10 protein-coding genes are annotated in these 13,001 nt (G+C 45.2%); 6 read left to right on the top strand and 4 right to left on the bottom strand.

Annotated features, from left to right (window positions below):
* Positions 1 to 334: 334 nt before the first annotated feature.
* Together L5L91_RS04880 and L5L91_RS04875 are read left to right on the top strand one after the other, a co-directional pair.
* A complete protein-coding gene (locus L5L91_RS04880; protein WP_028761348.1) occupies positions 335 to 970 on the top strand; it encodes a YqiJ family protein in 636 nt (211 codons plus the stop codon).
* Positions 971 to 1,006: 36 nt separating this feature from the next.
* Positions 1,007 to 2,785, top strand: a complete 1,779-nt coding sequence (locus L5L91_RS04875; protein ID WP_263148861.1) for a flotillin family protein — start codon at positions 1,007 to 1,009, stop codon at positions 2,783 to 2,785.
* 155 nt (positions 2,786 to 2,940) lie between these two features.
* On the opposite strand, the gene L5L91_RS04870 is transcribed toward L5L91_RS04875, so the two are convergent.
* A complete protein-coding gene (locus tag L5L91_RS04870) occupies positions 2,941 to 5,310 on the bottom strand; it encodes an OmcA/MtrC family decaheme c-type cytochrome (protein WP_263235796.1) in 2,370 nt (789 codons plus the stop codon).
* A 355-nt stretch (positions 5,311 to 5,665) separates the two neighbouring features.
* Between L5L91_RS04870 and L5L91_RS04865 the strand changes: the two genes are divergently transcribed.
* Genes L5L91_RS04865 through L5L91_RS04855 form a run of 3 tightly spaced genes read left to right on the top strand, consistent with a single transcriptional unit; the run spans position 5,666 to position 8,990 of the window.
* The gene (locus tag L5L91_RS04865) at positions 5,666 to 6,310 is read left to right on the top strand and encodes a 4Fe-4S dicluster domain-containing protein (protein WP_105251824.1); all 645 of its coding nucleotides are present in this window, start codon (positions 5,666 to 5,668) and stop codon (positions 6,308 to 6,310) included.
* 16 nt (positions 6,311 to 6,326) lie between these two features.
* Entirely contained in the window at positions 6,327 to 8,450 is a 2,124-nt protein-coding gene (locus L5L91_RS04860; RefSeq protein ID WP_263148864.1) for an aldehyde ferredoxin oxidoreductase, read from the top strand.
* Positions 8,451 to 8,468: 18 nt separating this feature from the next.
* Positions 8,469 to 8,990 carry a hypothetical protein gene (locus L5L91_RS04855; RefSeq protein WP_028761343.1) on the top strand — a complete coding sequence of 174 codons (522 nt, stop codon included), beginning with the start codon at positions 8,469 to 8,471 and terminating at the stop codon, positions 8,988 to 8,990.
* A gap of 80 nt (positions 8,991 to 9,070) precedes the next feature.
* Here the strand turns inward: L5L91_RS04855 and L5L91_RS04850 are convergent, their stop codons facing one another.
* The 3 genes from L5L91_RS04850 to L5L91_RS04840 form a co-directional block, all read right to left on the bottom strand.
* Positions 9,071 to 9,823: a substrate-binding periplasmic protein gene (locus L5L91_RS04850; RefSeq protein WP_113939376.1), complete on the bottom strand. Its 753-nt coding sequence runs from the start codon at positions 9,821 to 9,823 to the stop codon at positions 9,071 to 9,073.
* Positions 9,824 to 10,245: 422 nt separating this feature from the next.
* Positions 10,246 to 10,881 carry a DUF2913 family protein gene (locus L5L91_RS04845; protein WP_263148865.1) on the bottom strand — a complete coding sequence of 212 codons (636 nt, stop codon included), beginning with the start codon at positions 10,879 to 10,881 and terminating at the stop codon, positions 10,246 to 10,248.
* Between the two features lie 132 nt (positions 10,882 to 11,013).
* Positions 11,014 to 11,661 carry a peroxiredoxin-like family protein gene (locus tag L5L91_RS04840; RefSeq protein WP_219254075.1) on the bottom strand — a complete coding sequence of 216 codons (648 nt, stop codon included), beginning with the start codon at positions 11,659 to 11,661 and terminating at the stop codon, positions 11,014 to 11,016.
* 361 nt (positions 11,662 to 12,022) lie between these two features.
* Between L5L91_RS04840 and L5L91_RS04835 the strand changes: the two genes are divergently transcribed.
* Positions 12,023 to 12,913, top strand: a complete 891-nt coding sequence (locus L5L91_RS04835) for a hypothetical protein (protein ID WP_263162065.1) — start codon at positions 12,023 to 12,025, stop codon at positions 12,911 to 12,913.
* Positions 12,914 to 13,001: the final 88 nt, after the last annotated feature.

Below are 13,001 nucleotides of genomic sequence, written 5' to 3'. Positions count from 1 at the left end.
CTCAGTGGGCTGATATTAACGCTATAGTAACGCACTTGAGGCAAGGCCATTTATTGCTCCTGAATAAATGGCATCCACGCCATATATGGCGATTACGGCTATTTGCAGCGCTAGCGGGCTAAGTTAAAAAGAGAGTTGCAGTGTTAAAGTGGTTTTCGATAGGGTACTCGTAGCGAAGATGGCCACGCGATTTTGGCGCAGCAGAGTGATAGTCAAAATCTATTTTAGGGACAATTTTTAGTTTGGAAATTGTGCTTGCCTTGCTATTCTGTTGTGGTTAAGTCGATAATTACAGTGAAATAAATGGAATGCTGTATTGTTAAAGGAGATGACTATGTGGGCGTTTTTAGTTGAACAGCCTAATTTACCTTACACCATAGCTTTTGCCTGCGTACTGGCCCTTGGTGTGTTTGAAGTCTTCGCATTATTCATAGGTTTAAGCATGTTAAGTGCGTTAGACCAATGGGTGCCTGCTGATGTGGAATATGATGCTGATGTGGGCGCGGGTGGACTCACGGGCATTGCCGGTTGGCTGTGTCTAAATAGACTCCCATTACTTATTTGGTTTGTGCTTGCGCTGACCAGTTTTGCGATTGCGGGTTATATCGTCAATTTTATCAGTGTTAGTCTTGCCGGTTTTTTATTGCCGCAACTGTTTACTTTACCTATTGCTATTGTCGCCAGTGCATTTTCTTGCCGTTATTTTGGCCGAGTGCTTGCTGATCATTTACCTAAAAATGAATCGAGTGCGATCTCGCTAGATGATCTTAGCGGCTATGTCGGCACTATTACTTTAGGTTGCGCAATTAAAGGCATGCCCTCTGAAGCCGTCGTTCGTGATAAACATCAACAAAAACATTACGTTTTAGTCGAGCCCGAAACTTCGGATATCGAGTTTGCCTCAGGCACTCAAGTCGTGCTGCTTAAGCGAGAAGGCCGAGTCTGGTCTGCTACGCGTTTTGATAATTAATCTTCCCAAGCCATAAATCAATTGAAAGGAAATCAAATGGATGTGTTAACAAACGTAGGTTCATCCGGTAGTTTTATTTTGCTCGTTGCGGGTATGGTGCTACTCGGCCTGATTGTGATCGGGTTAATTTTCGCCAAGCTATATAAACGTGCAACCAAAGAAATGGCCTTTGTGCGTACCGGCTTTGGTGGTGAGAAAATCATTAAAGATGGCGGCGCTATTGTGTTGCCTGTATTACATGAAACCATCTCGGTAAACATGAACACTCTGCGTATCGAAGTGGAGAAAACCCAGAAAGATGCGCTAATCACTAAGGACAGAATGCGTGTCGATGTGAAGGCCGATTTTTACTTGCGTGTAGCCCCACATTCCGATGGTATTTCAATGGCAGCTCAAACCTTAGGCACGCGTACAAACCGTGTTGAAGAGCTTAAAAAGCTGATGGAGTCTAAGTTTGTTGACGTGCTGCGTGCCGTGGCCGCCGAAATGACCATGACAGAAATGCATGAGCAGCGTGCCGATTTTGTGCAACGGGTGCAAAATAACGTCGCCAACGATCTGGAGAAAAACGGTCTCGAACTCGAATCGGTTTCATTAACGGGTTTCGATCAAACTGATTTGCAGTTTTTTAATGAAAACAACGCATTTGACGCCGAAGGTCGTGCGCGTCTGGCGAAGATTATCGAAGAGAAACGCAAAGAAACCAACGATATTCAGCAGGAAAACCGCATTAAGATCGAGCAGCGTAACCTCGAAGCTGAAAAGGAATCCTTAGAGATTGAAAAGTCGGAAGAAGAAGCGCGCCTGATCCAGCAACAGTCGTTAGAATTTAAACGCGCCGATCAAAAAGCGGAGATTATTAAGCAGAAAGAAAACAAGGCCCGTGAAGAACGCGAAGCCGAGATTGCCAAAGAGCGCGCCATTGAAACCGCTGAAATCGAAAAGACCAAAGATATCGAAACCCGTGAGATTGAAAAGTATAAGTCGATTGAGCAATCGCGCATTCAACAGCAAAGGGATATCGAAGTTTCTGAGCAGGAAAAACGCATTGCGGTTGCGGCCAAATCTGAAGAAGAATCAGCAGCTCGTGCCCGTGCAGCTGAAGCCGAAAAACTGAAAGTTGAAAAAGAAGAAGCGGTAATCACAGCGCGCCAAGTGGCAGAAGCTAATCGTCGCAAAGAGATTGAAGTGATTGATGCTCGTAAGGAAGCTGAGCGTGATGCTGTCGGCGTAACAGTGCAGGCCGAAGCTGAGAAACGTGCCGCTGAAGACAGATCGAGTGCTATTCTGATTGAAGCGCGCGCCAGTGCCGATGCGAAAAAACTGCAGGCTGAAGCGGATGAAAAAGTTTATGCCGTTGAAGCCGCAGGTAAACAAGCACTTTATGAAGCTGAAAACGTCTTAAGTGATGAGCAGATCGCCCTGCAAAAATCCCTCGCCATTTTGAAGGCCTTGCCTGAAATTGTGGCACAAGCCGTTAAGCCGTTAGAAAACATCGAAGGTATTAAGATTCTTCAAGGTTATGGTGCAGGTCATCAATTTGCTGCGGGTGGCGAAGGTGCTCACCATCAAGGTGGTATCGCAGAGCAAGTGACCAGTGCAGCGTTAAACTATCGCGCCAATGCGCCTGTTATCGATGCCATGCTCAGGGAGTTAGGATTAGTGAATGGTGACTCTGGAACCTTGAATGATTTATTGAACGGTAATAACACATTAACCGCCGAAGCCTTAAGTGGTGTTACCTTGTCGAACTCTAGACCTAAGGACTATAGCCAAACGCAGGCAGTAGAGAGCCAAAGTGTGCTCAAGCCTTAATCTCAACGACATTAAACTAAGTCAAATCAAGTAAAGCGCTCGCCGTTGCTCTTTTGAGCCTTGTGCGGATAAAGTATTGATAAATAATACGAATGAAATAAAAACGCTCACCATTATGGTGAGCGTTTTTTTTGCATTAAATCAAATCTAACGGCTTATTTGTGTACCTTGTCGACCCCCGATGAGCGACCTTCGGCATGACAGGTTGCGCATGACTCCTGTCCTGATTGGTAAATTCGACCACCGCTGGCATCACTTTGGTAAACTCCGCCAAAGCTGCGTGCATGGACGATTAAACTATCGATAAGCGTGTGACAAGCCGTGCAGGTTGCTAAGGTTGGTGAGTACTCGGCAATTTGCCCTATGTTGGCTGCATCGGGTGTCGCAACTAACAGGGATTGTTGTGCACTTAGCCCCTCGAGACTGAGCTGTCCTGCGCTATGGCAAACACTACAGTTATTTTTTGCATTAGGGTAAGTGAGTTCGGGACGTGGGTTATCAAAACCCACTACAGTGCGGGTTCCCGCATGCAGTGAATGCACCATTTCCCTGTAGCTCAAAGTATTGTTGATGGTGCGATAGGGCTTGATTTGGCTGGCCCCAGGAGTATGCATCACATTGGCATTGAGATACATAATCGCATCATTACTGTGGCAACTTTGACATTGCCCATCGGTCAGTGCGGTTGCTGTTTGCGGTGCATGACAGGTGCCACAGCTGCTATTGGGTTCAAAAATTCCTTTCATTTGATGCGCCGACAGAACTCTATCTTCTAATCCTTGATCATGACATTGGCGACAGGCCTGTTCATCGACCTTAGCTTTTGCTGTAACAGCTTGACCTTGCAGGCTTAGCGAATTAATGGCACTGAGACTCACCTCTTGATTTGCGATATTACAGTTAACGGCAAAGCCGGTATTTTTATCGGCACAGAGCACCAGTTTACTGTAGAGTTTTGACTGACTCAGATCGCCAAAATCGGCAGTCGTTAGGTTAGATATAGTGACGGTTAGCTGATTGGGCGCGGTAATTTTTAAGGCGACGTCGCTGGTGTTTGCTAATAAATCCCACACTTTACGCTGGCCGTTATTGATTGGCATGTTCGCGCTATTTGTTTCACCAGTGGCAATCAACCAGAAGGATTTTATCATAGGTTGACTGGCGGGCAGTTGCTCCATTTGCTGCACTTGCAATGTCACCGCAAGGGTCTTAGCTTCAACGCTTAGCTGCGAACTCAGTAACTTAACTTGGTAATCGCTCACCAGCTTAGTGGCTGTTTTCACGGCGGCATTGTGGAAAAGCCCGACACCTTCAGGATTAGTGCTATCAGGGTGGCAGCCGCTACAACCCAGTGCCCATGGGTTGGCAAAAATTTCCCTGTTGTGGAATAAACCCGCTACAGTGCCATTCCAATCTGCGGGGATTTGCGCTTTGTGACAGTCAAGACACGCGGTTTTACTGGGGATATTACTATTGCCACTTTGCGCCGTTGCGCCGGGAATATGGCATTGCTGACATTGGGTCATATCACCGGGAAAGGTCACATTGGCGTAGTCATATAGCTGTCCCTTGTAACCTACAATTTGATATTTGGCTTGGTGGATCTGGTGTGTCAATGTCGCCATATCAAGGCTATTACCCGTTTCAGGATCGCCAGAGTAAGTCGTGTGACAGACAACGCAGCCCTCAAAGGCAAAACGTTTATTGCCGTGCATCAAAAGGCGAGTATCGGTATTGGCTAAGTCTTGGTTATGGCATCGAAAACAGGCTTGTTCCGGCGCGATCACTTTACGGCCCATATCCGCCGCGACTGTCTGTCCTGTGGCGGGCACAAAATCGTACACGCTGTTGATCAACTGAGTGTCGATTGGGCTGTTTGCTAACGGTTTTAACTCTAGGTAAATCCTGTGGGTGAGCTCAGGCGAGTACTGGGTATCTATCCCCGTAAATTGGGAGTAACCCGTGAGTGGTTTACTCAAAGTGTAACGGTATTGGCCCGCGCCTAAGGAGGTTAGACAAGCCGTTTTACAGCTGCTTTCAATGCCTGCTTGCCACTGAGTCTGTGCATTCGCTTGGGCATTTGTGGCGGGTTCTACTTGATTATTGATGTAACTGGTCCATTGCAACGCAGCATCTGTCGCGCTTGCTGCAGAGTTAGTGACTTCAGCGCCAGTTGTTACCATAGCATTAGCCGCGGCTTGGGTGATTTGATAGTGCTCCTGCGGCGGTGCTAATTTGGCAATACCGACACCTAAGGTATCTAGCTCCTTCAGGTTTTCTAGCCCTGTGACCGCAATACCATTGGCATTGCTGAGGAAGAAATCGACCTGAACATGGGTTTGCGCATCGATAACCACATTTTCTATTGTCGCTTTGAGTGTATCCGCTTGTTCAATGCTGATACTCACAATCCCTGGTGGACCTTCTTTCCCATCGTCACCATCGGAACAGGCTGTCATCAGACAGACTGCGACTGCCATTGGCGTAAAGATTTTCCATTGAGAACGGGTATTCGTTTTCATCATTTTCCATTCCTTTTTAATTAGATTCTGTCGGGACTCTAATCGGAATGTATGCGGTATAGATATTAACTTAGTTATGAGTCGAGTTGCACTTAATTAACAAAATTTAAAAGTTATTTGTTAATTATATTAAGGTAATTTGAAGTGAGGCATTATTTAAATTTGCTAGATGTTTAATTGTTAATTCTTGAAAACGTTACTCTGATGTATGTCGTGTAACTTGATCTAATAATGCCCCAATATGGGTAATTGTGACGCAGGTTAAAAATCAAAGACATAATTACTTTAGCATAAATTGTCGGGAATCAAAGTGTATGCATATTTTAATTATATTGCTTTGACTAATAAAGGATCAAATATGATTACCAGAAGAGGAATGCTTAAAGGCGGTATGGGCGTTGCTGTCGGTACAGTTTATAGCGGAACATTAATAAGTTTTCTGACCGGTTGTGGCAGTGACAGTAATAGCCAAGAGATAGTAGAAGTCATGCCTGGTGGACTCATGGTGGTGAACCCTACGGTTTGTGTTAGCTGTAGACGCTGTGAAATTGCCTGTGGTTGGAACCATGAAGGGGATAGCAGTCCGACACTTGCCCGAGTTAAAGTAGAAAGAAATATGAACTATGGCCCACATGGTGTGCAATTTGACTATGAAATACAACGAGGAGAGTGCGGCGATAAAACCGTTGTTCCTTCCACTTGTCGCCACTGCGAAGTTTGCACTGAAGTTTGTCCACAGCAAGCTATTTCAACGAACGAACAAACTGGCGCCAAAGTGATTGATGAAGAACGTTGTGTCGGATGTGGTTATTGTGCAGATAAGTGTCCTCAGCAAGTCATTAAAGTTGTTCGCAGTAAAATGAAAGCCGTCAAATGTGATTTATGTAACGGTAAACCTGCCTGCGCGCAAGTTTGTCCTACAGGTGCAATTAAATTTTATAACTGGGAAGAGGCTGAAGCTGCATTAGAACAATATGAAAAATATACCGGCTTAGTTTCTTAAATTCAGGAGAAATAATATGAGTGATAAAATAGGTGGTTGGGCGGGTAAAGTCCTCAGAGTTAATTTAACAACTAATCATATATGGTATGAGCCAATCAATAAATATTATGACTATATCGGTGGTATGGGGATTGGTTATAAAATATTGTGGGATGATCATAAGGATAATATTACAGCAATCGACCCAGATAATATTATCGTCTTTTCTGCGGGGCCATTAACGGGTTCAGGCGTTATTTGTACTGGACGAACAACCATTACTTCCCGTAGTCCCGTCATTGAAAAACATCTGATTGCCGATGGTCACTTTGGTGGGCATTTTTCACCCGCAATGAAATTTGCGGGTTTCGATGCGATTGCAATAGAAGGCAAAGCGAGCAGTCCTGTGTGGCTTAAAATTGTGGATGATAAGGTCACGATTGAACCTGCTGACGCCCTATGGGGTAAAGGTATATTTGATACCCACGCCATGATCGCGCAAATGATGGGACCTAATGCACAAGTCGCTGCGATTGGCCAAGCGGGTGAAAACCAAGTGCCTCTTTCTGTCATTATGACTCAGGGCGGGCACTCAGCAGGTGGTCATGGCTCGGTAATGGGGTCAAAAAATTGTAAAGGGATCGGCATTATCGGCACTGGCGCCGTTAAAATCGCCGCCAATAATGAAAAGATGCGTGCCTTAGATGACCATATTTTAGGTATTATCGGTGCCAACAATAATGGTGTCGTTCCTTCAACGCCGCAATCTTGGGCTGAGTACTCAGCCCCCATCAGCCGCTGGAAATCTCGGCCCGGTTTGAAGTGGGGCGCTGCCGATCAAGAAATCGATTTAGGCGAAGTGCCATGGAATGAACGCAATCGTATTGGGTTTCGAACTTCGATGGCAGAAAGCTACATTGGTGTGGAATACGCCAATAAGTGGATGAAGCGTACGGGAGGCTGTCATTCATGCCCTATACGTTGCTTCTGCGAGCTAAAAGTCCCTGAATTGAAAAGCAAATACGGTCGTAAAACCGAACATATATCTAACGTCTGTATGGGATTCCTCGTACCACAGTATTTAATGGGCACCAAAAATGGTACAGAAGCACATGCGATGGCGGGCGCTTTAGGGGCTCATATTCTCGATGACTATGGTATTTGGTGTAACTATGGCTCCATTTCTCATCTATTTAAATTCCTAAAAACAAAGGATATGTTTAAGCATTTATTACCTGAAGATGAATTTAATAGTATTCCTTGGGCGCTCTGGGATAACCAAGATCCCGCTTTCTTACTTGATTTTTATCGCCGAGTGGCGTTTAAAGAAGGTGAAATTTCCCATATGGCCGACGGCTTATATGATTTGATCAAGCGTTGGGGGTTAGATGGAACCAATCCTAAGTTAGGTCATTGGGATATTCATAAAGAAAGTGCCACTAAGGTATTCAACAAGAAAACCAATGCTGCCGTGCACCATGCCAGTGAAACCGCGGGTCAGGTGGGTACGTTAATCAACGTCGTCTTTAATCGTGATGCTCAGTGCCATTCCCACATCAACATAGTTAACAGTGGTTTGCCACACGATATGACAGTGGCGATTGCCGAGAAAAAATGGGGTGAAGGTGCATTCGATAAGGTGAATTGGTATACCCCAATCAATGCGGCTAAGATCCGTTTTGCAAAATGGTCGCTGGTGAAAAACGTATTACATGACTCTCTGACACTGTGTAACTGGATGTTCCCATTGTTGGCATCACCGGATAAAAATCGCAACTATGAAGGCGATAGCACTATTGAATCGCAGATGTTCAGTTTAGTGACTGGGATTGAAACCACAGAAACGGAATTGGACTTTAAGGCGGAAAGAGTGCTGCATTTACACCGTGCCTTAACCGTATTGCAAATGAATGAAAGCAATATGCGCGAAGAGCATGATGTGCTCAGTGACTGGGTTTATGATTTGAATCCAGATAAAAACTTCGGTCAAGAGGGCACCATCAAGATGGACCGCGCAGACATGCAAACGGCGCTGGACATGTTCTATGAAGCCTTTGGTTGGGATATTCAAACCGGTGCGCCAACTCGGGCCACGCTCGACAAGTTTAGCCTAGGTTTTGTTGCCGATAGATTGGCGGCGCGAGGCCTGTTACCCAGTTGAACACTATAGTTGGACACTATGATTGAACTTGTCGGTTATATCAGGGTATTTAGCCAACACGGACGCTTAGTCACGGCGGAGCAAATCGCCGCCGTGGCAGGGCTCGAGTGGGATAGTGAGCAAACGGTTAACAGTTATATTCGCCTAATCCTCAATGAGGCTTACAAGGATGTGCAGATGCGTTTGTCGGATAAGCGGTATTTCTTCTATTCCGACAGAAGCATAGTTGAACGTTACGCTGAGCAATGGTTAGCATTGGAGCGGGGTGAAGCGTTTGAGGCCATTATTGCCCAGATCCGTCGCAATAGCTGCCGCCATACTGAGGTCTATCTGGAGAGTGTACTGACGTTTGCCCCCTATCTTTATGATGAGCCTACATTAGCCAATGTGCGTGAGCAATTGCCGCAACAGCTTGGGGCCGAGGATATCCATTATGCAGTGGACAATCAGGGGAAAGGTTATTACTACTCGACTCTGGGATTGAGTCACAGTTATGCGGCCGTACTCGCTAATTATGATCCTTGTGAATGGTCAAACTGAGATTCTGCTACCTTATTGATATTGATTAAGCGCCTTCGGGCGCTTTTTTATCGCAAATATCTCATATAGCTAGCGTGAAATTAGCTTGCCAGCGTTTGAGTGTACTTTTTGATGATTTCGTCAATTTTACCATTGGCCTTCAGTGTCGCTATGGCTTGATTGATGGCAGGAAGCAAATCGGCATGTTCTTTTCGCAACCTAAACACTAAGTCACCATCAGAATGCACTGCCGCCAGTGCAACTGGGATCCGCAACTGAGTCGACCAATACAACGCCGGGTAATTACCAGCAATAACGGCATTGACTCTGTGTTTATCTAAGGCTTTGATCAGCTCCTGCTCTGAGGTAAAGTCTGCGCGGATAAAATCTTTATCGTCGTGATATAAATAACCGCGCACTGTACCTATTTCTTGGCCTTTTATCTGGCTGATATCTTTATATTTACTGACATTCTCTGGTAATGTGACCACATATTCAGTGATTTGCATTATGGGGGCCGATTTGACAAACAGCGGCCCTAAATCCTGCTTTTCAAACCAACTGGGGCTGACGATATCAAAGTCGAGTTGACCGGTTTCTAGCGCATTATTGGTGCGCTTGGGCGGCAGGGCGAGGATTTCACCTTTGATTTCAGCCATAGATAAAATCATCGGAATAAGCTCAGTGATCATCCCCGGCGCCTCGGCTTGATCACCGATAAAATACGGATACCAAGAATAGGAGCCAGTGATATTGTATTTGAGCTGTTCCGCAAAGGCGTGCTGTTGAGTCAAGCAAAGGGTGAACAAGGCAAATCGAACTAAGTGTTTATACTGCAAACATCGCTTAACCATATTGCTTTTATCCTTGTTATCTCTGCTTTAGCCAAGGCCTATCCGATGGCCATTCTACCTAAACTATGTGAATGAATTGTTTATTGGATCACAATCAGTCACATCCGCCATATTCAAGCTATTTTCTGCTTTTCGCTGTTATACCAATCACATTAAATATCTAATCAGTTCAGAGCCTCACAGGCATCTCAATCCAAGGCGCATTGACGCAGAAATGGTTATTCCCTTTTAAGTCAATGCAACACCGGAGTGGGATGCCTGTGTGGCTCCCGAAGGGCGGCTGATGTTCACTACATGGCAACGCGCTTTATACTGCGTTTAAGGCTTTCGGCAGAGCACCACTATGCCGAAAGCCTTCGCCTTATCTAAAGCGCGTTGAACTCCCGCTGAATGAACAGATATTTAATACGATTGGTATTACCTTAAGCCAATAGCTGACACAAAGCTGGTTGCTGATTATTAGGGAAAATTTGATAGGTTTTATGGTGCTTAATCAAGCTAGTTTTTTTATTGCCTTGACTGAGCAATAACCCATGGGACAGGGCGATACGCGTTAGTGTCTGTTCATCGGCGCGGACATATAAGTTGATTGGCTTGATCAGCTGATTGTCTTTAATATGTTGATTAAATTCTTTGGCATCAATCACTAAGCTAGATTGACCATCACCATCGAGTTTCAGCTTGGCACTGATTTCAGTGTCAGTAAAGACTAACCAATCGGCTTGTTTTAAGGTTTCTATCATGGCATTTAATGCCGTGCCTAAAGCGGGCTCAGATGTCTCAATTGATTGATATTGATACACTATCCTTTCTAGTAAACGCTTGAGTTCGGCGCCCGCACCTTGGCTGCGAGCCAAACGTATCCAAGCCGTGAGATCGTCGGCTACCAGTTTAGAAAAGCGTTTTTCCTTTAAGGACTCGACCATCCAATTACACAAAAAATGACTTTCCTGCGCAGAGGTGCGCTGGGCTTTCTTGGTCTGTGCTGAAGCGGTTAAATCGGCAAGACCCGCAAGGGCGAGTTCGAGCACAGCTTGGTTATAGGTTTGAGAATTCATTATGACTCCGCCGCGGGCTGAAGTGATGTTATCTATTTGAACTTGGACGATATTGATTGCGGCGGAGCTAGTTTAGCAAAGCGGCCGCTAAATCGATAACGATTCTTAACGGCTGCTTTGATGAGGGATGGATTATTCTGGTGCACCGACGAGGCTGGCAGCCGTCAGAATCAATTTAGGTGCGGGTCTCACCTTATAGTTGGGATTCACATATTGGAAGTGGATTAATCCTTGAGTATCAGCAATATAAATTGCCGGCACTGGCAGAACTAAGCGTTTATCGCCTTCGGGCGTTGTCCACAGTGGGTTATCCAGTTTTAAGCGACTCAGATAAGTATCAGTGACTTGTTTGCTAGTGTAAAAGGCAAGACCAAAGGCTTGCGATGCCTGCATTTTTTCATCGGAAAGTAGCTGATATTTGAGTTCGTTTTTAGCGGCCGATGCCTTTAGCTGTGCGGGTGTATCAGTGGAAATCCCCACCAGTTGAAAGCCCATGTCGATAAGTTTAGGTTCGATGGCTTTTAGTTGCCCCATTTGGTTGTTGCAAAAGGGGCACCAGCCGCCACGGTAAAAAAAGAAAATGGTTGGTTTTTGTGCGGTTAATTTTGCTAAATCAACGCTTTGGCCATTCATATCTTGTAAGGTAATTGCGGGAATTTGTTCGCCATTGAGCAGTGGGCTAACCGAATATTCATCCTTAGCGATAGGTTGAGCTAGCGTGGTAAAACTGCCAAGCAGTAGGCTGGTGGTCAATAAAAAGCGCTGTAGTAGGGACGGCATAAGTAATCTCTCTTAGTTATGGGTTATTCTATCAATTCAAGCGATTGGCTCTGGTTTGTACGCTTGTTGGGTCGTGAATGGGGATGACAGCTATAAGAACGGCGAATGCTGCAATTTATTGCAGTGTGTATCCAGATATCGTGGTGTTTTTAAAGCAATGATTGCTCAATCACCCAAAAGCTCGTTTTAGTCTCATATGAGTCAATGGTGTGAGCCGATAACATGGGCTAATTGAGTAAGCTAATCGAGTCTGCTAATTAACTGAGATAAGGTGGGGCGCTGAACGCGAAAGTGATAGTATTGCCACAGCCTTGAAAGGTTGAAGTGATGTTTGGTAATTTTTTCAATAGGAAAGTGGTAAATGGATAAGGGATTATTTAAGGCGTTAAAGAAAGTCTATTATAAAAAGTCGTACCGCAAAGACGAGCATGGTTATCAACAAAGAATCGATAATGGCGATGTGTTTGATGTCGATACGGGAACTTATATCTACTCCTATCAAGGCCTATCTGATGCTGAAATCGCATTGATTGAACAGAGTGGCTATCCGGTCAACGACCGAGTTAAGCTGAGTCATGATGATGTGGTGCTCGGCTATAAAGCGATACTAAAGCAGCCGAATCTTGCGCTGGAGAATTTACTGGCGGCCTATTTATGTGGTTTTTCAAGCTTCCCTCGCGGTCGTCAACCCATTCTCAGTTATTTGTTTGCTAAGGCGCTACCAGAACATTCGATGGCAACCGATAGTGACATTTGTCCTGTGTGTTCCATCAAGCGCGTTAACTGGATTGAGCAGGGACAAGAAATCTTTTCCTGTTACGCTGGCAGTGTGTGGAACGAGCGCTGGGCGCACAATCTCATAGAATTACAAGAGTTTTGTACGCTATCGCCTTGTAAACCCAGTATAGAGGATGTGGCCATCTTCAGTGCATTAATTGAAGCTATCCGTCAGGCTCCTTTAGATGAAACACCCGGAAAACTCGAGCAAAGGGTGAAGAAAGCCAAGATTATTCCTCAATTTAAAAAGTACAGTTTCCGTGGCCAACTGACGGTGTTAGCTGAGCTTGGCATCATGCCAAATTCCTATGTTACGCCGCTTTATGAAGCATTTACGCCATTTGAAGCGATCTGCAATATCAAATACTCGGGCAGTATCCGCTCTGACATCATCTTACCGCTAGCGGGTTGGCGCGGCGAAAATCCCATTGATGAGCAAAGGCTTAAACAGTTATTTGGTGGTTTTTTCGAATAAGTGATCGGCCTCAGTTATGTAGGCTAAGTATTGACTTCGTCACAGAGTTCGGACTGAGATAAGCCATCTTTGAGAGCGAGTCACTCTT

Origin of the sequence: Shewanella sp. SM55, assembly GCF_025654025.1 — a bacterium.
GTDB classification, from domain to species: Bacteria; Pseudomonadota; Gammaproteobacteria; order Enterobacterales; family Shewanellaceae; genus Shewanella; species Shewanella oncorhynchi.
The sequence above is the reverse complement of the archived record's forward strand: the minus strand, read 5'-3'. Positions and strand labels throughout refer to the sequence as shown.

What these genes read in the sequence shown, in the direction of transcription:
- L5L91_RS04880 (WP_028761348.1), top strand. Translation starts at nt 335, where the DNA reads ATGTGGGCGTTTTTAGTTGAACAGCCTAATTTACCTTACACCATAGCT.
- L5L91_RS04875 (WP_263148861.1), top strand. Translation starts at nt 1,007, where the DNA reads ATGGATGTGTTAACAAACGTAGGTTCATCCGGTAGTTTTATTTTGCTC.
- L5L91_RS04870 (WP_263235796.1), bottom strand. Translation starts at nt 5,310, where the DNA reads ATGATGAAAACGAATACCCGTTCTCAATGGAAAATCTTTACGCCAATG.
- L5L91_RS04865 (WP_105251824.1), top strand. Translation starts at nt 5,666, where the DNA reads ATGATTACCAGAAGAGGAATGCTTAAAGGCGGTATGGGCGTTGCTGTC.
- L5L91_RS04860 (WP_263148864.1), top strand. Translation starts at nt 6,327, where the DNA reads ATGAGTGATAAAATAGGTGGTTGGGCGGGTAAAGTCCTCAGAGTTAAT.
- L5L91_RS04855 (WP_028761343.1), top strand. Translation starts at nt 8,469, where the DNA reads ATGATTGAACTTGTCGGTTATATCAGGGTATTTAGCCAACACGGACGC.
- L5L91_RS04850 (WP_113939376.1), bottom strand. Translation starts at nt 9,823, where the DNA reads ATGGTTAAGCGATGTTTGCAGTATAAACACTTAGTTCGATTTGCCTTG.
- L5L91_RS04845 (WP_263148865.1), bottom strand. Translation starts at nt 10,881, where the DNA reads ATGAATTCTCAAACCTATAACCAAGCTGTGCTCGAACTCGCCCTTGCG.
- L5L91_RS04840 (WP_219254075.1), bottom strand. Translation starts at nt 11,661, where the DNA reads ATGCCGTCCCTACTACAGCGCTTTTTATTGACCACCAGCCTACTGCTT.
- L5L91_RS04835 (WP_263162065.1), top strand. Translation starts at nt 12,023, where the DNA reads ATGGATAAGGGATTATTTAAGGCGTTAAAGAAAGTCTATTATAAAAAG.